Annotated in this window: 18 protein-coding genes and 3 rRNA genes; 5 read left to right on the top strand and 16 right to left on the bottom strand. The window is 64.6% G+C overall.

Features of this window, described 5'->3' with window-relative positions; translation table 11 throughout:
* Positions 1-86 precede the first annotated feature (86 nt).
* The gene (locus H0264_RS07725; RefSeq protein WP_181583326.1) at positions 87-746 is read left to right on the top strand and encodes a hypothetical protein; all 660 of its coding nucleotides are present in this window, start codon (positions 87-89) and stop codon (positions 744-746) included.
* A 6-nt stretch (positions 747-752) separates the two neighbouring features.
* Here H0264_RS07725 and H0264_RS07720 read toward each other — a convergent pair whose 3' ends face one another.
* Positions 753-1,739 carry a dipeptidase gene (locus H0264_RS07720; protein WP_231083595.1) on the bottom strand — a complete coding sequence of 329 codons (987 nt, stop codon included), beginning with the start codon at positions 1,737-1,739 and terminating at the stop codon, positions 753-755.
* 14 nt (positions 1,740-1,753) lie between these two features.
* Between H0264_RS07720 and H0264_RS07715 the strand changes: the two genes are divergently transcribed.
* Together H0264_RS07715 and H0264_RS07710 are read left to right on the top strand one after the other, a co-directional pair.
* A complete protein-coding gene (locus H0264_RS07715; protein WP_244976129.1) occupies positions 1,754-2,191 on the top strand; it encodes a zinc-binding dehydrogenase in 438 nt (145 codons plus the stop codon).
* A gap of 98 nt (positions 2,192-2,289) precedes the next feature.
* A complete protein-coding gene (locus H0264_RS07710) occupies positions 2,290-4,350 on the top strand; it encodes a prolyl oligopeptidase family serine peptidase (RefSeq protein WP_181585357.1) in 2,061 nt (686 codons plus the stop codon).
* 6 nt (positions 4,351-4,356) lie between these two features.
* Here the strand turns inward: H0264_RS07710 and H0264_RS07705 are convergent, their stop codons facing one another.
* The 3 genes from H0264_RS07705 to H0264_RS07695 all read right to left on the bottom strand — a co-directional run bounded on the left by H0264_RS07705 (position 4,357) and on the right by H0264_RS07695 (position 7,542).
* Entirely contained in the window at positions 4,357-5,217 is an 861-nt protein-coding gene (locus tag H0264_RS07705) for an alpha/beta hydrolase family protein (protein WP_181583325.1), read from the bottom strand.
* 207 nt (positions 5,218-5,424) lie between these two features.
* Complete coding sequence (locus H0264_RS07700) at positions 5,425-6,057, bottom strand: TetR/AcrR family transcriptional regulator (protein ID WP_231083597.1); 633 nt, start codon at positions 6,055-6,057, stop codon at positions 5,425-5,427.
* Between the two features lie 843 nt (positions 6,058-6,900).
* The gene (locus H0264_RS07695; RefSeq protein ID WP_231083598.1) at positions 6,901-7,542 is read right to left on the bottom strand and encodes an HAD family hydrolase; all 642 of its coding nucleotides are present in this window, start codon (positions 7,540-7,542) and stop codon (positions 6,901-6,903) included.
* 55 nt (positions 7,543-7,597) lie between these two features.
* Between H0264_RS07695 and H0264_RS07690 the strand changes: the two genes are divergently transcribed.
* Positions 7,598-8,419, top strand: coding sequence for a GNAT family N-acetyltransferase (locus H0264_RS07690; protein WP_181585354.1), 822 nt, complete (start codon positions 7,598-7,600; stop codon positions 8,417-8,419).
* A gap of 138 nt (positions 8,420-8,557) precedes the next feature.
* Here H0264_RS07690 and fusA read toward each other — a convergent pair whose 3' ends face one another.
* The 3 genes from fusA to H0264_RS07675 form a co-directional block, all read right to left on the bottom strand.
* A complete protein-coding gene (gene fusA, locus H0264_RS07685) occupies positions 8,558-10,576 on the bottom strand; it encodes an elongation factor G (protein ID WP_181583324.1) in 2,019 nt (672 codons plus the stop codon).
* A gap of 358 nt (positions 10,577-10,934) precedes the next feature.
* Positions 10,935-11,711 carry a hypothetical protein gene (locus H0264_RS07680; RefSeq protein WP_181583323.1) on the bottom strand — a complete coding sequence of 259 codons (777 nt, stop codon included), beginning with the start codon at positions 11,709-11,711 and terminating at the stop codon, positions 10,935-10,937.
* A gap of 43 nt (positions 11,712-11,754) precedes the next feature.
* Positions 11,755-13,179 (bottom strand): MFS transporter, encoded by a 1,425-nt coding sequence (locus H0264_RS07675; RefSeq protein WP_244976128.1) that lies wholly within the window; start codon positions 13,177-13,179, stop codon positions 11,755-11,757.
* Positions 13,180-13,317: 138 nt separating this feature from the next.
* Here H0264_RS07675 and H0264_RS07670 point away from each other — a divergent pair, with 138 nt between their 5' ends.
* Positions 13,318-14,193, top strand: coding sequence for a sigma-70 family RNA polymerase sigma factor (locus H0264_RS07670; protein ID WP_181583322.1), 876 nt, complete (start codon positions 13,318-13,320; stop codon positions 14,191-14,193).
* Positions 14,194-14,253: 60 nt separating this feature from the next.
* Here the strand turns inward: H0264_RS07670 and rrf are convergent.
* The 9 genes from rrf to H0264_RS07625 form a co-directional block, all read right to left on the bottom strand.
* Positions 14,254-14,370 (bottom strand): 5S ribosomal RNA (gene rrf / locus H0264_RS07665).
* Between the two features lie 92 nt (positions 14,371-14,462).
* Positions 14,463-17,568: ribosomal RNA gene (locus H0264_RS07660) — 23S ribosomal RNA — on the bottom strand.
* Positions 17,569-17,897: 329 nt separating this feature from the next.
* Positions 17,898-19,414: ribosomal RNA gene (locus H0264_RS07655) — 16S ribosomal RNA — on the bottom strand.
* Together the 16S, 23S and 5S rRNA genes form the textbook arrangement of a ribosomal RNA operon.
* Before the next feature lie 437 nt (positions 19,415-19,851).
* Positions 19,852-21,114, bottom strand: coding sequence for a UDP-N-acetylglucosamine 1-carboxyvinyltransferase (gene murA, locus H0264_RS07650; RefSeq protein ID WP_181583321.1), 1,263 nt, complete (start codon positions 21,112-21,114; stop codon positions 19,852-19,854).
* 10 nt (positions 21,115-21,124) lie between these two features.
* Entirely contained in the window at positions 21,125-21,718 is a 594-nt protein-coding gene (locus H0264_RS07645; RefSeq protein ID WP_181583320.1) for a cob(I)yrinic acid a,c-diamide adenosyltransferase, read from the bottom strand.
* Positions 21,719-21,753: 35 nt separating this feature from the next.
* On the bottom strand, positions 21,754-22,176 hold the full coding sequence (locus tag H0264_RS07640) for a DUF2550 domain-containing protein (protein WP_181583319.1): 423 nt from the start codon (positions 22,174-22,176) through the stop codon (positions 21,754-21,756).
* A 140-nt stretch (positions 22,177-22,316) separates the two neighbouring features.
* Positions 22,317-23,009, bottom strand: a complete 693-nt coding sequence (locus H0264_RS07635; RefSeq protein WP_181583318.1) for an MspA family porin — start codon at positions 23,007-23,009, stop codon at positions 22,317-22,319.
* Between the two features lie 30 nt (positions 23,010-23,039).
* Positions 23,040-23,675, bottom strand: a complete 636-nt coding sequence (locus H0264_RS07630; RefSeq protein WP_181583317.1) for an MspA family porin — start codon at positions 23,673-23,675, stop codon at positions 23,040-23,042.
* 190 nt (positions 23,676-23,865) lie between these two features.
* Positions 23,866-24,243 carry a F0F1 ATP synthase subunit epsilon gene (locus tag H0264_RS07625; RefSeq protein ID WP_181583316.1) on the bottom strand — a complete coding sequence of 126 codons (378 nt, stop codon included), beginning with the start codon at positions 24,241-24,243 and terminating at the stop codon, positions 23,866-23,868.
* Positions 24,244-24,246: the final 3 nt, after the last annotated feature.

The following is a 24,246-nucleotide window of genomic DNA, read 5'->3' as shown; positions in this document are numbered from 1 at the left end:
TCGATCGCCCGAATTGCCCGGCGGTCGCACACCCGCAGACCTACGCTCATCGAAGAACGCACTGCTCACCGAGAGTCGAGGATTCGATGGTGCAACAACCGCCGGGCAGCATCCCGCCCGCTCAGCAGCCCCCGCGAATCACCCCGTCCGGCTGGTGGTTCGCGGTGGGCGCGCTGCTCATCGTCGTCGGCGTGGTGGGCGGCGCGGTGCTGGCCATCTCGGCCTTCGTCGGCCTGGCCAACAAGGTCGACGACTTCCAGCGCGTCAGCGTGCCCGGCTCCAGCACGGTCCAGCTCGACTCCGGTGACTACACCATCTACCTCGAAGGACCCGACGGCGGTTCCGGCAGTGTGCTCGTCACCGCCCCGGACGGCAGCGAGGTCACCCTGGAGCCCTACACGTCGAAGGTCACCTACTCCTTCGGCGGGCACGACGGAGAAGCCGAATTCTCCTTCACCGCAAAGCAATCCGGGTCATATGAGGTGACCACGGAGGGATCGTCCACCATGACCGTCGCCATCGGCAGCGGACTGGGCGGCGGCATAGTCGGCGCGGTGCTGGGCGCGCTCGCCCTCGGCCTGATCGGGCTCTTCCTCGGCATCGGCGTGCTGGTCACCGTGGCCGTGAAACGCAGCGGCAGCAAGCGCCGGGCCGCGAGCGCGGCCGGCGGCTGGGGCGGCCCGCCCGCGTTCCCGCAGGGACAGCAGTGGCCAGGTCAGCCCGGCCCGGGGCCGCGCGAATATTGATCCGGTTCAGTCCCGCCAGACCTCGCGGGCCACGCGGGCGAAATTTCCGCGCAGGACGGCGGCGCGCTCGGCCTCGGAGAATCCGCGCCGGGCGAGCACCTCGTCCAGGGTAGGAATCTCATTGTCGCCGAACAGATCCTCGGGCGGGGTCCACTGCAGTGGGCCCCACTTCGTGTAATCCTCGGAGAAGGTGTCCGGATTCTCGGCGATCTCCGCATTGAACTGATCGCCGTCGAAGGAGAAGTCCGAGCCGACGCCGATGTGCTCGATGCCCACCAGCTCGGCCCCGTAGACAATGTGATCGGCCATGGCCTCTAGGCGTCCGGCGCGCTCATCTACACCGTTGCGGCCCAAGAAGATTCCCACCCCATTGATGCCGATGACGCCGCCGGTCTCGGCACACGCGCGCGCCTGATCGTCGCTGATATTGCGCGGATGTTCCCACAGCGCAGCGAAATTCGAGTGGCTGTAGATCATCGGCACGCTGGTGACGGCCGCGATGTCCAGCCCCGTGCGCGGGGAGCAGTGCGTGCCGTCGGCGAACATGCCCACCGCATTCAACTCCCGCACCAGATCACGCCCGTACCCGGTGAGACCGGTGTCGTCGATGTCCAGACACCCGCAACCCGCCGGATTGGCATGGTTGTAGGTCGGCAGCAGAGAGCGCACGCCGAGGTCGTAGAACATCTTGACGTTGTCGAGGTTGCCGCCGAGCGGGCCGGAGTCCTCGAGATCGAAGGCCAACGCGATGCGCCCCTCCACCTCGATATCGGAATACCTTTCCACCAGGTGAAAACGACCGTCCGCCAACGCATCCCGGCGGAACCGGTGCAGCAGCGCGAGCGAGTCCGCAGTGGATTCGTGCGAGTACCCGACATTGACCGACATGTAGGACCCGACCGGATAACGCGCCAGCTCACGAATATCAGCGGTCGGCAGCAGCGGCAAACAGCAGTGCTGTTCCCAGATCCGGGGGCGACCCGACTGCGCCAACCGACAACCTCCTCATGCGATGCGGCATCGACTCGACAATCCTACTGACCAGTGCGGATACCGCCCCTGACTACCCTCTATGCCGTGGACCCGCTCGACAACACCGTTTCGACGGCGTCGGCAGCGACCACCTGCGGGTCGCCGTCGAGCAGATCCGGCAGGGCGGGCGTATCGCGCTCGTCGGCGCGATCAGCGGATACAACGGCAGGACCGCCGCGGCGGGACCGGATCTGTATCTGGCCGCAACGAAGGAGGTCACCCTGCGCGGCATGCTCGTCACCAGCTACCTCGGGTCCTTCGGCGAGTACCTCGGCCAGGCGGCGGGCTGGCTGGCCGACGGCGCGCTGCGCACCCGCGAAACCGTGTACGAGGGCTTGGCTCAGGCTCCGGCCGCCTTCCTGGGTGTGCTGTCGGGCGCGAACACCGGCAAGATGCTGGTGCGCCTCGGCTGAGCCGCGTGAACGCCCCGGGAAGCGAGCGGGCACGGCCGGTCATCGGCGCGGCGCGACCGGCCACCCCCGCCCGGCACAGGTTCGGCAACAATGTGGGCATGAGCGTCGTTGACGAGAGCGTGACGGATCCCTACCTCTGGCTCGAAGAGGTCACCAGCGACCGCGCCCTGGATTGGGCGCGCGCACACAATGACGTGGTCGTGGAGCGTTTCGCCGCCTCCGACCGCTTCGGTGACCTGGAATCACGCATTCTCGCCATGCTCGACACCGACACCCGCATCGCCTATCCGGGCCGGCGCGGCCGCTGGCTCTACAACTTCTGGCGCGACGCCGAACACCCCAAGGGCCTGTGGCGGCGCACCACATTCGCCGAATACGCCAAGGACGAACCGGCGTGGGAGGTGCTGATCGATGTGGACGCGCTGGCCGCCGCCGAGGACGAGAACTGGGTGTGGGGCGGCGCGGCGGTGCTGCGGCCGGAGCAGCGGCGGGCACTGATCTCACTGTCCCGCGGCGGCGCGGACGCCAAGGTGGTGCGCGAATTCGACATCGAGGCAAAGGCTTTCGTCGAACCAGCAGATGGCGGCTTCCATCTTCCGGAGGCCAAGTCGGAGATTCGCTGGATCGATATCGACACCGTCTATGTCGGAACGGATTTCGGTGACGGCTCGCTCACCGATTCCGGCTACCCGCGAATCGCCAAGCGCTGGAAGCGCGGAACCCCGCTCACCGACGCGGAGACCGTGTTCGAGGGTGAGCTGTCGGATGTGGCGGTGTCGGCCGGTTACGACCGAACCCCCGGCTACGAGCGGCATTTCGTGGGCCGCGCCACCGACTTCTTCAATGAGGAGGTGTTCCTGCTGGAGGCGGACGGCACGCTGCGGCTGATCGACGTGCCCTCCGACGCCTCCGAATCCTGGTACAAGGACTGGCTGCTGGTGCGCCTGAAGTCCCCGTGGGGGGTGAACGGCCACACCTATCCGGCGGGCGCGCTGCTGGCCGCGAACTTCGAGGAATTCCTCACCGGCGCACGCGATTTCGAGGTGCTGTTCACCCCGGACGAGCACACCGCCCTGCACGGCTACGGCTGGACCGAGAACCACCTGCTGCTCATCACCCTCGAGGATGTGCAGACCGGCCTGCACGTGCTCACCCCCGGCTCGGACGGCTGGACCCGCGAACCCCTCGCCGACGCCCCGCGCATGGCGAGCACCAGCGTCATGAACCTGGATCCGCTCGAGGGCGGTGACGAATTCATGCTCACCACAAGCGGTTTCACCTCTCCCACCACACTGCTGTCCAGCTCGGTGGGCGGTGCGACGGAGCTGCTCAAGCAGGAGCCGGAGTTCTTCGACGCCGCCGGCGTGGAAACCGAGCAGTTCTTCGCCCGCTCCGACGACGGCACCATGGTGCCCTACTTCGTGATTCGCCACCGCGACCGCAAGGGCACCCCCGGCCCCACCATCATGTCCGGCTACGGCGGTTTCGAGGTGTCCCGCACGCCCGCCTACAGCGGCGCGTCCGGCATGGGCTGGCTGGAGCAGGGCGGCACCTGGGTCATGACCAATATTCGCGGCGGCGGCGAATACGGACCCGAGTGGCACACCGCCGTGCAGAAGGCCAACCGCCACAAGGTGTACGAGGACTTCTCCGCCATCGCCCGGGACCTGGTCGCGCGCGGCATCACCACCGCGGATCAGCTCGGCGCGGTCGGCGGCAGCAATGGCGGCCTGCTCATGGGCGTCATGCTCACCCGCTATCCGGAACTGTTCGGCGCGATCGTCTGCCAGGTGCCGCTGCTGGACATGAAGCGCTACCACCTGCTGCTCGCGGGCGCTTCCTGGGTCGCCGAGTACGGCGACCCCGACAAGCCGGAGGAGTGGGACTACATCTCCAAGTACTCCCCGTACCAGAACACCAGCGCCACAGCGCAATACCCGCCCATCCTGCTCACCACGTCCACCCGCGACGACCGCGTGCACCCCGGCCACGCCCGCAAGATGGCCGCGCTCCTGGAGTCCCAGGGCCACCCGGTCTGGTACCACGAGAACATCGAAGGCGGCCACGGCGGCGCAGCCGACAACAAACAGTCCGCCTTCCAGGCCGCGCTGATCTACGAATTCTTCACGCAAACCCTGATCGACCGCACCACGCCGTAGCCCGAATCAGCGATCCCGGAGCCACTTTTCGACGTAGTCGAGGGTGGAATCGGGGTCGCTGATCCAACCGTTGTGGCCGAGCCGCTGCGGGTTGTGCCACGTGGTGATCTTGGCGTTCGGCAGCTTGTCGAGCAGGTGCTGCGCCGAACCGGGCGGGGTCAGGTCGTCACCGGCGAGGGTGATCGACAGGACCGGCAGTTTCAGCCGCGCGATGCGCTCCTCGTAGTCGATATCCGCTCCGGCGGGTTCGAACCGGCCGGTGCGAGCCAGACGCGCCCAATCGGAAATGAGCACCTTCGACTGCCGCCCGAAACCACCGGCCGTGATCTTGTCGCCCGGCCAGAATCCGGCGAGATTGGCGGTCAACGAGATTGCGGCGCTGCCGAACAGGAACGCCGGTGCGGCCAAACCGCGATAGCCGCCGTGATAGGGGGTGCCGGACGCGACGAGTATGAGCCCGCCGAGCCGCCCCCGGATACGCGAGGCGTACATGACCCCGAGCTGCCCACCCATACTGTGGCCCAACACGTACGGCGTGCTCTGCGGAAACCGTTCCCGCACCACCTCGAACATGGCCGGAAAATCCACCGACACCAATTCCTGGTACCCGTATGCACTCTTGGGGCTCGGCTTGGGCCGGCTGTCGCCATTGCCGCGCATCTCCAGCAGCGCCACATCGAATCCGCGTGCGGCGAGAGGCTTCCCGAACAGCGAGTAGAACTCCCCCGGCACCCCCAGCCCCGGCATGATCACCACGACCGGCCGAGGCGCGTCCGGCGTGATCGGATGCCGATGCGCCCCCGTGGCCGGAATCAACCGCACCGGCACCGTGGCGCCGTCCGGCATCTGAATCGGCACAGTCTCCATGCGCCGCACGCTACCCCGCCCGGCCGGACTCCACCCGCCGCCGCACGCGTGCCCCGCCGCCCCTGACCGCCACGCGCGCACCGTCGCCACGCGCTGTCGCCCATTACTGCCGCGTGCGCCGCGAACCTCGCCCCCCACAACTATTCGTGCCCGCTCGCATCAGCGAGCGGGCACGAAGATTCTCTGACTGTTGGAGGACAGCTGATTTCAGGCGCTGACCGCGCCCATGATGATGCGGCGCAGCACGCTGATGACATCGTCCAGCGGCGGCCGCGGTTCGGACCCGCTCCAGGCGTCCACGACGTAGTTGACGGCGCCGATGATGGCCAGGACCCGCATCTCGTAGTCGCCGGGCGGGATTTCGCCGTGCATGGCGGCATCCTCCGCGGCGCTGGCGAGTAGTGCGCCCCAGGCGCGGCGCAGCTCCAGGCGGAACTTCTCCACCTTCGGCCCGGCGCCGACGACTTCCACGAGGGCGACGCGCGCCTTGCGCGGATCTCGTCCGATGGACTCGATGTAGGCGCGTACGGCGGCGTCGATGATGTCGATGGCTGCGGCGTCGGAGCGTTCGGCGATGGTGGCCGACACGGCATCCCGCGATTCACGGTCGATCTGTTCGTAGAGTTCGAGGAGCAGTGATTCGCGCCCGGTGAACTCTTCGTAGAACTGCCGTGAGGAGAGTCCGGCGTCCTTGCAGATGGCGCCGACGGAGCTGTTGGCGTATCCGTCGCGTGCGAACACCGTCAGCCCGGACTCCAGAAAACGCGCACGACGCTGCCGCTGCCGGTCTTCTACGGGCTGCCCGGCGTACATTCTTCCCGCGTTCGTTTCCTGAGACATTGCGCCAGACAATACCGAAGGGCCCGATCCCCTCGTCATGGATCGGGCCCTTCGTTTGCACCTCCGGCATACCGCGCGTTTGCCGAAAGTTGGCTCAGTGCCTGGAATCATTGCAACGCACCCGGGGCGGCGGGTTTTGGCAGGGGAACCGCCCCGGGTTCGGAACGCTCGTCTGGGGGGAGACGGGCGCCCGATGTCGCATTAACCCGAAGGTCACTGATCGTTTGCCGTTCAACACGATACAGAGCGGACGAACTGGACGGAATACTTTTGGAGGAATTTTTTAGTACTTAATTTCCGACCTGGCGTGACCCGCACATGCGAAAGGACCCGACCCCCTTCATCAGGGTCGGGCCCTTCGGGTCCACTTCGGCTTCCGCGCAGTAGCCGAAAGATGGCAATCGCGTGACTACTTCGCCGACAGGCTCGACGAACCAGTCGACAGCAGCTTCAGGATGGTCTGCACGAGGACATCCGAGGCAAAGTCGACCATGGTGGTGCTCCGATCTCACAAGGTGTATCAGTGAAGTCACTGATGGTTTGCCCTCGGCACGTTACAGACCGGTACGCACCCCACGGAAGCTTTTCGAGGAAAAATCTAGAACTTTTTCGATACTCCCCTAGATATGCCCGTGACCTGCGGGAACCCCTCGGCTCACCGAGGGTCTGCGGGGACCCGATACAGCCACGAGTACGACGCCGCCGACCGCACCGGGTCATGGATGTCGGTGTTGCTGCACGAACACCATTTCCGGTGTCCAGCAACGCTGTACATCGTCCCCGAGTTCGGACAGTGCGGCGGTGCAAAGAGAATGACGGAGGCGCTCGTAACGCAGCAGTGAGTCAGGCTGTGGCGAGATGGTTTTCGAGCCAAGCCGGAAATTCGGTGAGCTCCTGCAACACCACATCCGCACCCTCGGCCGAAAGCTCTTCCGCCGCATACGGTCCGGTGGTCACCGCGACGGCTGTCGCGCCGGCGAATTTCGCACCGCGCACATCGCCCAGGTGATCGCCCACGTAGATGGAAGCACCGTGTTCACGCAGCACGGCGCCTTTCTCCTCGGCCCACACTCCACCGACCAGATCGTCCACCTCGAGTCCGAGATGGTCGACGTGCAATTGCGCGTGCGGGCCGTTCTTGGCCGTGATGACCAGCACCTTGCCGCCCGCCTTGTGCACGGCGGCAATCGCATCGACCACGCCGGGCAAATGACTGGTCGGCTCGATGGCCAGGCCCGGATAGAGCCGCCGATACAACGCCACCACCTCGTCCACCCGGTCCGGCGGGAACCACGCGGCGGCCTCCGTCGCCAGCGGCGGACCCAGGCGCGACACCACGAGGGCGGAATCGATCGGCACGCCGGTCTCGGCCGCCACCGCATCCCAGACCGCGGCAATCCCAGGCCGCGAATCGATCAATGTCATGTCCAGGTCGAACCCGACGACGAGGCCGCCGGAACGACCGGTCGGATGATCTTCAGCCACCCTTCGACCCTACGATCCTCGTTACGCTCGACGCATGACGGGTGAGAAGGAATCCTTGTTCTGCGATCTCGCACTCGGCGCGCGCGTCGAGAGCGTCGAGGTCGAACTCATCGCCACCAGCAGCACGGCCGCCCGCGCCCGGACCTCGAGTGGATTCACCATCCCCCTCGCCGGTGGCGTCGCCTCTTTCACCGAACCGGACTCACCCCTCAACAAAGTGGCAGGACTCGGATTCGCGGGCATCCCCACCGAAGCAGAACTCGACGAGATCGAACGGCGCTACGCCGCCTGCGATGCCCCAGTCCAGATAGAACTCGCCCACATCGCCGACCCCGCCCTCGGTGAACTCCTCACCGCGCGCGGATACCGGCTCATCAACTTCGAGAACGTCCTCGGCCTGCCGCTGAAAACCGCACCCGAGCGCATCACCCCCACCGGCGTCGACATCCGCCCCAGCGGCGACGACGAATTCGATCTCTGGATCGACACCGTCGCCGAAGGCTTCGCCACCCCCGACACCCAGGGCATCGCCTCCCACGAGGAATTCCCGCGCGACGTCATCGCGCGCGCCGTCCGCGACCTCACCTCCGCCGCGGGGGTGACCCGCTATCTCGCCATCCGCAACGGCGAAGTCGCGGGCGCGGCCAGCATGCGCATCTCACAGGGCGTAGCCCAACTCACCGGTGCCGCAACCCTTCCCGAGCACCGCCGCCACGGCATTCAAACCGCCCTGCTCTCCGCCCGCCTCACCGAAGCGGCAGCAGCGGGCTGCGACATCGCCGTGGTGACCACCCAGCCCGCCTCCAAGTCACAACAGAACGTGCAACGCCGCGGCTTCGACTTCCTTTACACCAGAGCAATTCTCGTAAAGGACTGAGCACCGCCCGAACAACCCGAGCCCGGACGAACGCCCCCGTCATCCCGGCACGTTTTCGGCCGGGACGACGGGGTTGTTGTGCCGGATGACCGGGTGCGCCAAATCGGTCCAGCGCACCCGGCACCGACGGCCGGGGCCTCAGCGAGCCGGTGCCCGCTCGTAGCCGAGCGGGCGGGCGGTGAAGGTACCGCGTCCGTGCGTCCGGCTGCGCAAACGCGTTGCGTAGCCGAACATTTCGGCCAGCGGGGCGATCGCTGTGACGATCACCTCGGTACCCCGGGGCAGGGAGTCCGCGATCCGGGCGCGGCGGGCCGCGAGATCACCGAGCACCGCGCCCAGATCCTCCTCCGGCGCGGTGACCGTGACCTCGGCCGTCGGCTCGAGCACGCCGATCTCACACGCCCGCAAGGCATCCCGCAACGCGAGCCGGCCCGCCATCCGGAAGGCCCGCTCCGACGAATCGACCGGATGGGTCGCGCCGTCGACGAGGGTCACCCGCACCCCGATCACCGGATGACCGGCGAGCGGCCCGGCCGCCAGGGCATCCCGGCAACCAGCCGCCACCGCCCGCACGTACTCGGGCGGCACCCGGCCACCGACGACGGTCGAACCGAACTCGAAATCCATTGCGGCATCGAGTGGTTCGACATCGAGCACGACCTCCGCGAACTGGCCCGGGCCACCGGACTGCTTGACGTGCCGGTACCGTAGCCCCGACACCCCGCGCAGCACCGTCTCCCGGTACGCCACCTGCGGACGACCGACCGAGACCGCGATCCCACGGTCCCGGCGGATCTTCTCCACCGCCACCTCGAGATGCAGTTCGCCCAGGCCGGACAGCAGCGTCTGCCCGGACTCCGGGTCGGTGCGGACGACCAGCGACGGATCCTCCTCCACCAGGCGAGCCAGCGCGACGGCCAGGCGTTCGGTGTCGGCGGACGTTCGAGCCTCCACCGCAACCGAAACCACCGGTTCGGCGGCAACCGGCGGCTCCAACAGCACCGGAGCGTCCGGCGCACACAGCGTCGCACCGGCCCGCGCCGACTTCGGCCCGATGAGCGCCACGATGTCACCGGCCACGGCCTGCTCCACCTCGGTGTGCCGGTCCGCCTGTACCCGGACGATCCGGGCGATCCGCTCGGTGCGGCCCGCGCCGACGTCGAGGACGGACTCCCCCTTGCGCAGCGTGCCCGCATAGATCCGGACGAACGTGCGCCGGCCGGAGCCCGTGCCCTGCACCTTGAAAACCAAGGCCACCAACGGGTCCGAGGGATCGGGAGTGAGCACGGGTTCGCTGGGCTCACCACACAGCCATTCGAACCGCACCGGCGGGCGATCCAGCGGCGAGGGCAGGTACTCGACCACCGCGTCCAGCAAGGTCTCCACACCGATGTCCCGGTAGGCCGCACCACAGAGCACCGTCACGATCTCCCCGGACAGGGTCAGCTCGCGCAGCGCCGCCGCCAACGTGACGTCCGACAGTCCCGGCCGCGCGTAGAACTCCTCCAACGCGGCCGAATGCCGTTCCGCCACAGCCTCTTCCATCAGGCGGCGACGCTCGCGGGCGATCTGCTCGAGCTCAGCCGGGATCGGGCTCACGGTGACCGTCCCCGACTCCCAGACCAGCGCGCGCATGCGCACCAGATCCACCACGCCGGCGAAGCCCGCCTCCGCGCCGATCGGCAGGTGCACCGCCAGCGCGGCCGGATGCAATCGCGCCCGGATGGAGGCCACCGCCGCATCGAAATCCGCTCCGGCCCGGTCCATCTTGTTCACGAACGCGATCCGCGGCACGCCGTAGCGATCCGCCCGCCGCCACACCGACTCGCTCTGCGGCTCTACGCCCGCCACCGCGTCGAATACGGCCACCGCGCCGTCCAGCACGCGCAGCGAGCGTTCCACCTCGTCGGAGAAATCCACGTGCCCGGGAGTGTCGATCACCGTGAGCCGGTGCCCATTCCACTCGCACGCGACCGCCGCGGCGGAGATGGTGATCCCGCGCTCCCGCTCCTGCGGATCGAAATCGGTGACGGTGGTGCCGTCGTGCACCTCGCCCCGCTTGTGAATCTCACCCGCCAGGAACAGCATTCGCTCCGTGACGGTCGTCTTCCCGGCATCCACATGCGCGAGAATGCCCAGATTGCGGACAGCGGTCATAGCTTGTCGAGAAGTATTGGTACGCACAGTCTTCGGTCCTTCGATCCGAATCGAGACAAGACAGCGCGATTCACCGGACACAGGGCCGCCTCCAGGGCAGCCCGAACCACAGTGCCCGAAAGGCACAGCGGCAGAGATAGTCCGGTCTCAGTACCGGCCGCGCAGCCGGCACCGGACCGGCAGGGACACCAGGATCACCTCGAAGCGAGAGCGAGCAGGTACAGCGGCGCGTTCACGCATCACCGGCTCCCTTCCTGGTTCCAAGATCATGCGGCGGGGCCCCAACAGCCCCGCCACGAAAGACGTTAACAGCCCCCACCGACAGAATCACTCGAATATTCCTGGCCGCGAAACGAACTCAACGATCGTCGCGCATGAGCCGGGCGAAGGCCCGCAACCCGGCGATGATCTCACGCTGATCGTTCACCTCGTCGAGGGCGGCATCGAACCTGGTCACCATGACCGCCATCCGCTGATCCACCGCGACGATCGCCTCCCGCGCGGACCGCTGCTCGTCACGAGCCCGCTGATCCTGGCGGCGCAGATCATCCCGAAGATCATCGATCTGCCGGGCATCCGACTCCTGCCAGGACGCCAACGCCGACTCCAGCGCCTCCAGTCGATCCGAGACGGCCCGCACCCGCGCCCGCAGCTCCACCACATCATCCGGCGGATAGGCGACGTCCTGCGAGATGGACGCGATCCGCGCCCGCAGGTACGCGAAATACGCTGCCGCAGGCCGGAATACGATACTGCCGAGGAAGAACCCCGCAATGTAGTAGCCCAGGACATACCCGAAAGCCAGCGAGACAACCAGCGCGATCGCCGCGGTGACCAGATGCGATCCGACCGCCATGGCCAGCAGCCGCTTGGTCAGCGACCCCACCTCGGCCACACTCGCCGGCGACACCGGAATCTCCCGCACCTGCACCGCACTCAGCCGATGCGCGGCCTGACGCGCCGCGAAATACAGGTTCCAGGGCACCGTGAGGATGACGATCAACCAGAACAGGGCGACGAAACCCAGACCCACACCGATCACGGCCTGCGCCTCGAGATCGGCCCACAGTGCGAGCACCACGAGCACGATCACGAGTGCGGCAGCGGCCCAGAACAACCCCCAGTACTTTCTCATGAGGTCAGCGTCGTGGATTCGACTGCGCCGCAGTACCGTACGACTACTCGAGTACCGGCGTGAGCTCGGCCTCGACCGGCCTCCGCGCGGCCGCCGTCCGGCCCGGCAAGGCCAGAGCGACCAGCGCACCGAGCAAGGACAACGCCGCACCCGCCGCCACCGCCGGGACGAAGCCCGCTACGAAATACGCCGCCGAACCATAGCCGCCGAAACCCGCGAAAACCGCGACCACGACCGCGATTCCGAAGACCCCGCCCAGCTCACGCATCATGCTGTTGGCCCCGGCCGCCTTCCCGATGGCCCCGTACTCGACATCGCCGACCACCGCGCTCTGCGCCGTCGGAATCGCCATGGACACCCCGACTCCCGACAACACCAGCGGCAGAACCACAGCGCCGTAAGACATTCCCGGGTCCGCGATCACCGCGACCCAGCCCATGCCCACCGCCTGCAACAGCAGACCCACCGCCATGATCGGGCGCTCCCCGACCCGATCCGCCAGCGCTCCCGCGATCGGCGCACAGCAGAACAGCGTCAACGTCCACGGCAACAGGCACAGACCCGCTCCGAGCGGCCTGTAGTGGAAGACCAGCTGCATGAACTGCGCGTAGAAGAACACCGCGCCGAACAATGCCGCGAAAGTCAGGAAGATCGCGGTATTGCCCGCCGCGAAACCACGCGAGGTGAACATCCGCACCGGGAACATCGGTGTGCGAGTGCGCGATTCCCAAAAGGCGAACGCGATGATCAGGCCGAAGCCACCGCCGAGCGTCAGCACGACCTCCGGCGACGACCAGCCCGCGATATTGCCGCGCACCAGACCCCACACCACACCCAGCGCGCCACCGGTGACCAGCAACAGTCCCCCACCGTCCAGCGTGGTGTCCGTGCCGTGGCTCTCCGGAATCCTGGTCAGCACCAAGGGAATCGCGAGCAGCCCCAGGGGGACGTTCACCCAGAAGATCCACTGCCACGACAGACCCTCCGCAATGGCCCCGCCGATCACCGGCCCACACGCGACCGCCAAACCGGTGACACCCTCCAGAACCCCGATCGCCCAGCCGCGGCGCTCCGCCGGGAACGCCACACTCACCAGCGTCAACGCCAAACTCATGATCAATGCCGCACCGACGCCCTGCACCACTCGCGCGGCAATGAGCACACCCACCGACCCGGCCGTCGCGCACGCCGCCGAACCCGCCACGAAAACACCCAGCCCGACCGCGAACATGCGTCGCCGGCCGAAGCGGTCACCCAGCACCACCGCCGTGATCAGCAGCACCGCGAAACTCAGGTTGTAGCCGTTCACCGTCCATTCCAGGGTCGCCAGCGAGGCACCCAGATCCTCCCGGATCGTGCCGAGCGCGGTCGCGACGACCAGCGTGTCCAGCGCCGCCATCATCGAGGCGACGGCTCCGAGCGCCAGCACCCAGCGCTGCGCCGCCCGCGAAACTGTCGATGTATCCACGAGATTCCTTCCGATCGAGCCTGCGCACATACCGACCGGCGGGACGAGAAAACTCATCGACCACACACCGATGACTTCCGGACGCGCACACGGTCAGTACAGGGAGGGGTGAACCATGCCCGGCCGAAGGGAGCCCGGATGCTCGAGACCGAAGACTTCACGGCACGTACCGCGCCCTACCGGAGGGAACTGCTCGCACACTGCTATCGCATGCTCGGCTCCGTCGACGACGCCGAGGACCTGGTGCAGGAAACCATGCTGCGCGCCTGGCGCGGCTACCCCGACTTCCAGGAACGCGCCTCGATGCGCACCTGGCTGTACCGCATCGCCACCAATGCCTGCCTCAACGCCCTCGAACACAGCAGCCGGCGAGAACTACAGCCCATGCCGGATGTTCTCGTCGAACCCGAGGACAGCGATCCGGCCGCCATCCTGATTGCCCGGCACGACATGCGACTGGCGCTGATCGCCCTCTGGCAGCACCTGCCGCCGCGGCAGCGCGCAGTACTGCTGCTGCGAGATGTGCTGCGCTGGAAGGCGACAGAGGTCGCCGAACTGCTCGACGTCACCCCGGCCGCGGTCAACAGCACACTGCAGCGCGCACACGCCACCCTCGCGAACCTGCGCACGGGAGACGAACCGATAGCCGAACCGGACGACCCGGCGACAAGAGCAGTACTCGACAGCTGGGCCGCAGCCTTCGAATCCTCGGATACCGACACCCTCACGAACCTGCTGCGCGCAGAGGCGGTCTGGGAAATGCCGCCGATTCCGGGCCGATTCACCGGACGGGACAGCATCATTCGGTTGATCACCACCCAGTGCCCGTCTCGAAATGGCGGGGCGCGAATGATCCCGACGAGAGCCAACGGCCAGCCGGCGTTCGCGCTCTACCTGAACGGAGAAGCGCATTCGATACAGGTACTGACCGTGACGGCCGGCGGCATTGCAAGTGTCGTGGCATTCCACGGATTCGAGCGATTCGAACCCTTCGGGCTGCCGAAAACGCTGTAGAGAATTGACCCGGAAACGCAGAAACCCCCTGACCGAGGTCAGGGGGTTTCGCGAATGATGTTCCGGCGGTGTCCTACTCTCCCACACCCTGTCGAGTGCAGTACCATCGGCGCAGGTGGCCTTAGCTTCCGGGTTCGGAATGGGACCGGGCGTTTCCCCACCGCTATAGCCGCCGTAACTCTATGAAACTGTCACGCTTGCGCGCCCTTCCGGGCTGCGAGCATGCGTGTGTTGTTTCAGATACCGCACAGTGGACGCGTAGCTTCTTTGTTGGTAAGTCCTCGGCCTATTAGTACCGGTCACCTGCACCAGTTACCTGGCTTCCAGTTCCGGCCTATCAACCCGATGGTCTGTCGGGGGCCTTACCCACTCAAGGTGGTGAGAAACCTCATCTTGGAACAGGCTTCCCGCTTAGATGCTTTCAGCGGTTATCCCTTCCGAACGTAGCAAACCAGCCGTGCTCCTGGCGGAACAACTGGCACACCAGAGGTTCGTCCGTCCCGGTCCTCTCGTACTAGGGACAGCCTTCCTCAAGTTTCTGACGCGCGCGGCGGATAGAGACCGAACTGTCTCACGACGTTCTAAACCCAGCTCGCGTGCCGCTTTAATGGGCGAACAGCCCAACCCTTGGGACCTACTCCAGCCCCAGGATGCGACGAGCCGACATCGAGGTGCCAAACCATCCCGTCGATATGGACTCTTGGGGAAGATCAGCCTGTTATCCCCGGGGTACCTTTTATCCGTTGAGCGACACCGCTTCCACTTGCCGGTGCCGGATCACTAGTCCCGACTTTCGTCCCTGCTCGACCTGTCGGTCTCACAGTCAAGCTCCCTTGTGCACTTGCACTCGACACCTGATTGCCAACCAGGCTGAGGGAACCTTTGGGCGCCTCCGTTACATTTTGGGAGGCAACCGCCCCAGTTAAACTACCCACCAGGCACTGTCCCTGAACCCGATCAGGGTCCGAGGTTAGAGGTCCAATACGATCAGAGTGGTATTTCAACGACGACTCCACAAACACTGGCGTGTCTGCTTCACAGTCTCCCACCTATCCTACACAAACCGTACCGAACACCAATACCAAGCTATAGTGAAGGTCCCGGGGTCTTTTCGTCCTGCCGCGCGTAACGAGCATCTTTACTCGTACTGCAATTTCGCCGAGTCTGTGGTTGAGACAGCAGAGAAGTCGTTACGCCATTCGTGCAGGTCGGAACTTACCCGACAAGGAATTTCGCTACCTTAGGATGGTTATAGTTACCACCGCCGTTTACCGGGGCTTAAATTCTCAGCTTCGCGCCGAAGCGCTAACCGGTCCTCTTAACCTTCCGGCACCGGGCAGGCGTCAGTCCGTATACATCGTCTTACGACTTCGCACGGACCTGTGTTTTTAGTAAACAGTCGCTTCTCTCTGGTCTCTGCGACCTCACTCAGCTCGATCCGCAAGGGATGTCACCAAGCAAGGTCCCCCTTCTCCCGAAGTTACGGGGGCATTTTGCCGAGTTCCTTAACCACAGTTATCTCGATCGCCTTGGTATTCTCTACCTGACCACCTGTGTCGGTTTGGGGTACGGGCCGTGTATCAACTCACTAGAGGCTTTTCTCGGCAGCATAGGATCACTGAATTCGCCTCAATCGGCTACGCATCACCTCTCAGGCTGTATGCGGTGCGGATTTGCCTACACCACGCCCTACAGGCTTACACCAGGTATTCCATCACCTGGCCCAGCTACCTTCCTGCGTCACCCCATCGCTTGACTACTACAGCCAGGGTCGTATGCAGCCACTTCCGGCCTCCCGAAGGAGGTCCATCCGCTTTTGGATACTTAGCACAACTGATTCGCCATTGGGCGCGGATACACGGGTACGGGAATATCAACCCGTTGTCCATCGACTACGCCTGTCGGCCTCGCCTTAGGTCCCGACTCACCCTGGGCGGATTAACCTGGCCCAGGAACCCTTGGTCATTCGGCGGACGAGTTTCTCACTCGTCTTTCGCTACTCATGCCTGCATTCTCACTCGCGCAGCCTCCACGGCTGGATCACTCCGCCGCTTCCCTGGCTACACGACGCTCCCCTACCCATCCACACTCCTGGCCCGAAGGCGGGATAATGTGTGAATGCCGCGGCTTCGGCGGTGTACTTGAGCCCCGCTACATTGTCGGCGCAGGATCACTTGACCAGTGAGCTATTACGCACTCTTTCAAGGGTGGCTGCTTCTAAGCCAACCTCCTGGTTGTCTTCGCGACCCCACATCCTTTTCCACTTAGTACACGCTTAGGGGCCTTAGCCGGCGATCTGGGCTGTTTCCCTCTCGACTATGAAGCTTATCCCCCACAGTCTCACTGCCGCGCTCTCACTCACCGGCATTCGGAGTTTGGCTGACTTCGGTAAGCTTGTGGGCCCCCTAGGCCATCCAGTAGCTCTACCTCCGGTGAGAAACACGCGACGCTGCACCTAAATGCATTTCGGGGAGAACCAGCTATCACGGAGTTTGATTGGCCTTTCACCCCTACCCACAGCTCATCCCCTCAGTTTTCAACCTAAGTGGGTTCGGGCCTCCACGACGTCTTACCGTCGCTTCACCCTGGCCATGGGTAGATCACTCCGCTTCGGGTCCATAGTGTGCGACTCACTCGCCCTATTCGGACTCGCTTTCGCTACGGCTCCCCCACACGGGTTAACCTCGCCACACACCGATGACTCGCAGGCTCATTCTTCAAAAGGCACGCCATCACCCCACAATGAGGGCTCTGACGGATTGTAAGCGCACGGTTTCAGGTACTATTTCACTCCCCTCCCGGGGTACTTTTCACCTTTCCCTCACGGTACTAGTCCGCTATCGGTCACCAGGTAGTATTCAGGCTTATCGGGTGGTCCCGACAGATTCACAGCAGATTTCACGGGCCCGCTGCTACTCGGGTGCCCATCACAACAGCCAGATCGTTTTCGTCTACAGGACTCTCACCCTCTACGGTTGGCCGTCCCAGACCAATTCGACTAACGCTCTGGTTTCTTACTGTTGCCTAGTTCGGCAGAACTAGGAAGATAGGTCCCACAACCCCAAGAACGAAACGCCTGCCGGCTATCACGCGCTCCTGGTTTAGCCTCTTCCGCTTTCGCTCGCCACTACTCACGGAATCACTGTTGTTTTCTCTTCCTGTGGGTACTGAGATGTTTCACTTCCCCACGTTCCCTCCACACGCCCTATATATTCAGGCGCGGGTAACACGACATCACTCGTGCTGGGTTTCCCCATTCGGAAATCCTCGGATCTCAGCTCGGTTGACAGCTCCCCGAGGCTTATCGCAGCCTCCTACGTCCTTCATCGGCTCCTGGTGCCAAGGCATCCACCGTACGCTCTTACACACTTACTAACAAAGATGCTCGCGTCCACTGTGCAGTTCTCAAACAACACACCCGCATCGAATCGGTTTTCCAGGACCTGACCGGCGAGGCCGGCGGTTTCGAGGAGATCCGAGCGGATCGTTATCTTGCCTGGAAAGAAACGCGAAACGCGTATTCTTTCAGGACCCAATAGTGTGTCGGTATATTCACCGCGCTCGAAGACTTGGCTCCGAACTTGGTGCGATGAAAGTTGTCAGTGTTCCACCCATGAGCTCCGCCGGACTACGTGTGAGTCCGAAACGGCTCTGGCGCAGTCTCTCTCGACTGTTCGAGGTGACATGCGCTAGATGCTCCTTAGAAAGGAGGTGATCCAGCCGCACCTTCCGGTACGGCTACCTTGTTACGACTTCGTCCCAATCGCCAATCCCACCTTCGACAGCTCCCTCCACAAGGGTTAGGCCACTGGCTTCGGGTGTTACCGACTTTCATGACGTGACGGGCGGTGTGTACAAGGCCCGGGAACGTATTCACCGCAGCGTTGCTGATCTGCGATTACTAGCGACTCCAACTTCACGGGGTCGAGTTGCAGACCCCGATCCGAACTGAGACCGGCTTTAAGGGATTCGCTCCACCTCACGGTATCGCAGCCCTCTGTACCGGCCATTGTAGCATGTGTGAAGCCCTGGACATAAGGGGCATGATGACTTGACGTCGTCCCCACCTTCCTCCGAGTTGACCCCGGCAGTCTCTCACGAGTCCCCGCCATTACGCGCTGGCAACATAAGATAAGGGTTGCGCTCGTTGCGGGACTTAACCCAACATCTCACGACACGAGCTGACGACAGCCATGCACCACCTGTACACCGACCACAAGGGGGGCCATATCTCTATGGCTTTCCGGTGTATGTCAAACCCAGGTAAGGTTCTTCGCGTTGCATCGAATTAATCCACATGCTCCGCCGCTTGTGCGGGCCCCCGTCAATTCCTTTGAGTTTTAGCCTTGCGGCCGTACTCCCCAGGCGGGGTACTTAATGCGTTAGCTACGGCACGGATCCCGTGGAAGGAAACCCACACCTAGTACCCACCGTTTACGGCGTGGACTACCAGGGTATCTAATCCTGTTCGCTACCCACGCTTTCGCTTCTCAGCGTCAGTTACTTCCCAGAGACCCGCCTTCGCCACCGGTGTTCCTCCTGATATCTGCGCATTTCACCGCTACACCAGGAATTCCAGTCTCCCCTGAAGTACTCTAGTCTGCCCGTATCGACTGCAGGCTCGCGGTTGAGCCGCGAGTTTTCACAATCGACGTGACAGACCGCCTACAAGCTCTTTACGCCCAGTAATTCCGGACAACGCTCGCACCCTACGTATTACCGCGGCTGCTGGCACGTAGTTGGCCGGTGCTTCTTCTACAGGTACCGTCACTTGCGCTTCGTCCCTGTCGAAAGAGGTTTACAACCCGAAGGCCGTCATCCCTCACGCGGCGTCGCTGCATCAGGCTTTCGCCCATTGTGCAATATTCCCCACTGCTGCCTCCCGTAGGAGTCTGGGCCGTGTCTCAGTCCCAGTGTGGCCGGTCGCCCTCTCAGGCCGGCTACCCGTCGTCGCCTTGGTAGGCCATTACCCCACCAACAAGCTGATAGGCCGCGGGCCCATCTCGCACCAGTAAACCTTTCCAACAACCCCCATGCAGAGGCTGCTCATATCCGGTATTAGACCCAGTTTCCCAGGCTTATCCCAGAGTGCGAGGCAGATCACCCACGTGTTACTCACCCGTTCGCCGCTCGTGTACCCCGAAGGGCCTTACCGCTCGACTTGCATGTGTTAAGCACGCCGCCAGCGTTCGTCCTGAGCCAGGATCAAACTCTCCGTTGAAGACTCTCAATTCCCTCCCGAAGGAGGCAATCAGAAGTAAACGTGAGTCCGAAAACCCAGCAAAATAAACGCCAGCTCGGAAATTAAGCTGACTAAATGTCCGACCCTCACACGGGGGGTGAAGATCGGAACCAATAAATTATTGGCACTGACATTCATCGACACACTATTGAGTTCTCAAAGAACACACGCACAAGCCATCTCCCGGGCGGTGAGCCCGTTCGATCAGCTAGGCAACTTTTGAAGCTTAGCCCGCGCCGCACAGCGGAACCAAATCCGCCGGTTGGAAGGGAGCTAGTGTGATCATCAGGCGCTCTCGTTCTCCCCGGTGGGAGTCCGTGTCGCTCTGACCTGGAATAAGTTACGTGTTGGTTGTTCGCATGTCAAATCGCCTGTTCAGGAGGGGTTTTCGTGAAACACCCTCCGTCATCGAGTGTTCAGTCTGCGGTTCCCACACGTTCGATCTCTGCGCCTAGCGACCGCAGGTTCTCCACGAAAGACGGGTAACCCCGGTCGATGTGGAAGACATCGTGCACTTCGGTCACCCCGTCGGCGACCAGACCCGCGAGCACCAGACCGGCGCCGGCGCGAATGTCCGACGACCACACCGGCGCGCTCGACAGTCGCGGAATCCCGCGCACCACAGCGTGATGCCCGTCGGTGCGCGCGTCCGCGCCCAGCCGGATCATCTCTTCGACGAAGCGGAAGCGCGCCTCGAAAATGTTCTCGGTGATCATCGAGGTGCCGTCCGCGATGGCGGCCAGGCCGATGGCCATCGGCTGCAGGTCGGTCGGGAAACCCGGGAACGGCAGGGTCGAGAAGTTCACGGCGCGAGGACGATCCGACTGCACCACGCGGAAACCGTCCGGCTCGAACGAGATTCGCGCGCCCGCCGACCGCAGCTTGTCCAGCACGAGGGACAGGTGCTTGGGGTTGATGCCCGTCACCCGCACGTCGCCCTGCGTCATGGCGGCGGCGATGCCCCAGGTGGCGGCGACGATGCGGTCACCGATCACGCGGTGCGTGGTGGGCGACAGCTTCTCCACGCCCTCGATGGTCAGCACCGAGGTGCCGGCGCCGGAGATCTTGGCGCCCATGCGCGCGAGCATGTTGCAGAGATCCACGATCTCCGGTTCGCGCGCGGCATTGTCGATGACGGTCTCGCCCTCGGCGAGCACCGCGGCCATGAGGATGTTCTCGGTCGCGCCCACCGACGGGAAGTCGAGGCGAATCCGCGCGCCCTGCAGCTCTTCCGCACGCGCCACCAGGCAGCCGTGTTCGATCTCGCTGGTCGCGCCGAGCAGTCGCAGGCCCTGCTGGTGCATGTCGAGGGGACGTGAACCGATGGCGTCACCGCCCGGCAGCGCGACGACCGCCCGCTTGCACCGCGCCATGAGCGGGCCCAGCACGCACACCGAGGCGCGGAACTGGGTGACCGCCGGGAAGTCGGCGTGATACTTGGGTTCGGTGGGCGTCACGATGACGACCGTCTCGTGGTCGACGGTGACATCGCAGCCGAGACCCCGCAGCACGTCTGCCATCAGCGGCACATCCAGGATGTCCGGGCAGTTCGTGATCGTGGTCGTACCCTCGGCCAGCAGCGCGGCGGCCATCAGCTTGAGGACGCTGTTCTTCGCGCCGCCCACCGCGACCTCACCGACGAGCCTGCTGCCCCCGGTCACCAGAAACCGTTCACTCACGGGGGTCAGCCTAGTGGTCCTGTTCCGTGCCCGTGGCTTCTCCGCCCGGCCGCCAGAGGATGTCGCCGTCGGGGTTGGCGACTCGGCTCAGGATGAACAGCAGGTCGGACAGCCGGTTGAGATATTTCGCGGGCAGAACATTCGTGTCGTCCGGGTGTGCCGCGACGGCGGCCCAGGCCGATCGTTCGGCTCGGCGGGCGACGGTGCGCGCGGTGTGCAGCAGGGCGGCCAGGGGTGTGCCGCCGGGCAGGATGAACGAATTCAACGGCGCCAGAGGCTCATTGAACTCGTCGCACCACTGCTCGAGGCGCTCGATGTAGGGCTCGGTGATGCGCAGCGGCGGGTATTTGGGCTCCGCGACCACGGGCGTCGACAGGTCCGCGCCGGCATCGAACAGGTCGTTCTGGATCTGCCGCAGCACGGACAGGATGCGGTCGTCGGGGGCACCGAGCGCGATGGCCACGCCGAGCGCGGCATTGGTCTCGTCACAGTCGGCGTAGGCGATGAGCCGCGGGTCGGTCTTGGCCACGCGCGAGAAGTCGCTGAGGCCGGTGGTCCCGTCGTCGCCGGTTCGCGTGTAGATCCGCGTCAGGTGCACACTCACGGATTCACCGTAACCCCTGGTGCGCCCGGGAGCCGTCAGTAGTTCGGGCGACGGCGAATTCGCTCGGAGGGACGCGACTCCACCCAGCTCAGCAGGGCTGCGAGCGCGCCGCGGTCGAGCGCGACCTCATAGCTGCCGTGGCCGTCGGAGAGGGTGACGATGGACTCGTCGGTCATGATGTCGTACTCGTCGTCCTGCGGGGAGCGGCGGTTGCCGACCTCGATGGCCAAGCGGCGCATGGTCGAATCCGGGCCGAGCTTCAGGCTGGAGAGTTTGTAGAAGACGAGGGTGTCCTCGTCGTAGCGGATCAGGCCGTGCCGCCAGCCGCCGCCGTGCCCCCGCGCGGGCAGCACCCGCAGCAGTGCGGCGGTGCCGCCGCGGCGCAGCATGACCAGGCGATAGATGGAAGCCAGGGCCAAGGCGACAAGCAACAGCACCAGAATGATCAGAACCACCATCCCGGTCTGCAATGCCGACCCGTCCTTTCCGAACTTCCGGTTCCCCGCGCTTGGAGATCGATACTAGCGATCGTAGAAACGCGGGGCCCGAGCATCACCCGAATGTGAGGAATGCCTATTCCGCACAAGCGGACTCATGTTCAGCCCATGCTGAAGGGTTGGCCCCACAGCGCCAGGTTTCCGATGAAGGTCGTGGTGTCGACCTCGGCCAGGATGAAGGAGCGCGCCTGCGCGTATCCACCGCAGCCGTTCACCTCGAAGGTCTCATCGATCCAGGTCACGCTGGCGTGCGGACCGGGCACCTTGTTGTACCGCTTGTGCGATTCCATGCCGTAGTCGTCGGGCTTCTCCAGATCCAGCATGAGCCGGGCGGCGGCCTGTCCGGGTCCGAGAGTGATTCCGCCGCCGAAGGACTCGCTCAGTGACGGCGTGATGTACGGCGCGGTCTGGCTCAGGGTGTTGGATTCGCCGGCGTTCTCGTTCAGGCCGAGCGAGCTGATGTCCACCTGGCAGCCGACCACATATCCCGGCGAGATCTTGATGGTCGAGGTGGCGGCGCTCGGGCCCTCCAGGTCGATGCTGCCGACACCGGTGACCCACACATTGCGGTGCAGCGGTGTCGCACCCATGGATCCGCTGATCTTCGCCGACTCGTCGGCGATGCGCAGCGTGATCATGGTGCCGTCCGGCAGTTCCTTGGTGAGCACGCCACCCGGCAGCGGAATGAAGGTGTCGGCGGCGGCCGGGCCCGGGGCGGCGAATCCACAGGCCAGCACGGCTACCGCGAGCGCTGTCCCGAAAAGCCTGCCGCCCACGGGAAAAATGCGAGTCATGCGATCCCCTTCGCGTAGGAATTCGGAATGTCAGCCGATGCTGAACGGCTGCCCGTAGAGGGTGACCTTCTTGTAGTCCGCGCCAATGATCTCCACCACCGCGAACTGCCTGGCCTGCGCATATCCGGCGCAGCCCTGAATGTCCATGGGGACGTCCTGGTACTGGATGGTGTAGGCGCCGCTCTTGATCAATTCGATGTTGTTGATCGCGAGCCATTTCACCTCGCCCGGCGACAGCGGGAAACTGAATCCCGCCGAGACGCCCGGGGTCATGAGGACGGTGACACTCGTATTGGCGCTCAGCGCGCCCAGCGAGACCTGGCAGCCGACCACGTATCCGACGGTGAGGTTGGACGAACCGTGCGTGCCCGAATTATTGGTGCCGGGGAAGCCTTTCGGCCCGTTGTTGGGGCCCACGGTGCCGTCGGGGGTTTCCACGTCGGCGACCACGTTCCCGGTCAGCCAGGCCGAACGCCCGGCGCCGTTGGACGCCAGCGACGGTGAAATGATCGCGCGCTCACCGGTACTCGTGATCCGCACGCCCGGACCTTCGATATGCCCGTCCGGCAACGGAACCCAGGTATCCGCCGATGCGGCGCCCGGCGACAAGAAACCCAGTGCGACCGCACCGGCCAGCGTTATGACAATCGACCGAAACCTGCTCATTCGCCCCTCGCCTTTGCCCGCTCATGGAAGGTAAAGCTGGAAGTGCTTGAAATAGCCGAGGTTTAGCCAGATGATCCGGATCACACATCACGGATCGGCGAATGAATCTAACCACACGATCGACAATGAAAAAAGCAGCGCCCCCGGGAATTCCCGGGGGCGCTGCCTATTTGCCGAGTGAAAACTCAGATCACGCTTCGGCGGCCTTCTGCAGAGCGCGAAGCTGGCCCTCGGCCTTGGTCTTCGCACCGGCGCTCGCGGCCTCGTCGGCGAGCACGGCCTTGGCGGCCGCCTCGTCGATATCGGCTGCGAAATCAGCGGATTCGGCCAGCACCCGCACCGAGGTGCCGGTGACGGAGAAGAAACCGCCGTGCACGGCCGCGACGATGCGCTCGCCGCTGTCGGCCACGATGGTCACCGTGCCGGCCTCGACCAGCTGCCCGAGCAGCGGCTCGTGACCGGCCAGGATGCCGATCTCGCCCTCGGTGGTCTGGGCCGCGACAAAGCTCGCGCGGCCCGACCACAGCAGCCGTTCCACGGCTACCAGGTCAACAGACATATCTGCCATGTT

It is taken from the genome of Nocardia huaxiensis (assembly GCF_013744875.1).
GTDB lineage: Bacteria > Actinomycetota > Actinomycetes > Mycobacteriales > Mycobacteriaceae > Nocardia > Nocardia huaxiensis.
The sequence above is the reverse complement of the archived record's forward strand: the minus strand, read 5'-3'. Positions and strand labels throughout refer to the sequence as shown.

Excerpts from the sequence above, each read along its gene's own strand:
- H0264_RS07715 (WP_244976129.1), top strand. The coding sequence starts at position 1,754 with ATGCGATGCGGCATCGACTCGACAATCCTACTGACCAGTGCGGATACC.
- H0264_RS07680 (WP_181583323.1), bottom strand. The coding sequence starts at position 11,711 with ATGAGAAAGTACTGGGGGTTGTTCTGGGCCGCTGCCGCACTCGTGATC.
- H0264_RS07640 (WP_181583319.1), bottom strand. The coding sequence starts at position 22,176 with ATGGTGGTTCTGATCATTCTGGTGCTGTTGCTTGTCGCCTTGGCCCTG.
- H0264_RS07700 (WP_231083597.1), bottom strand. The coding sequence starts at position 6,057 with ATGTCTCAGGAAACGAACGCGGGAAGAATGTACGCCGGGCAGCCCGTA.
- H0264_RS07635 (WP_181583318.1), bottom strand. The coding sequence starts at position 23,009 with ATGACTCGCATTTTTCCCGTGGGCGGCAGGCTTTTCGGGACAGCGCTC.
- H0264_RS07705 (WP_181583325.1), bottom strand. The coding sequence starts at position 5,217 with ATGGAGACTGTGCCGATTCAGATGCCGGACGGCGCCACGGTGCCGGTG.
- H0264_RS07625 (WP_181583316.1), bottom strand. The coding sequence starts at position 24,243 with ATGGCAGATATGTCTGTTGACCTGGTAGCCGTGGAACGGCTGCTGTGG.
- H0264_RS07670 (WP_181583322.1), top strand. The coding sequence starts at position 13,318 with ATGCTCGAGACCGAAGACTTCACGGCACGTACCGCGCCCTACCGGAGG.
- fusA (WP_181583324.1), bottom strand. The coding sequence starts at position 10,576 with ATGACCGCTGTCCGCAATCTGGGCATTCTCGCGCATGTGGATGCCGGG.
- H0264_RS07725 (WP_181583326.1), top strand. The coding sequence starts at position 87 with ATGGTGCAACAACCGCCGGGCAGCATCCCGCCCGCTCAGCAGCCCCCG.
- H0264_RS07630 (WP_181583317.1), bottom strand. The coding sequence starts at position 23,675 with ATGAGCAGGTTTCGGTCGATTGTCATAACGCTGGCCGGTGCGGTCGCA.
- H0264_RS07710 (WP_181585357.1), top strand. The coding sequence starts at position 2,290 with ATGAGCGTCGTTGACGAGAGCGTGACGGATCCCTACCTCTGGCTCGAA.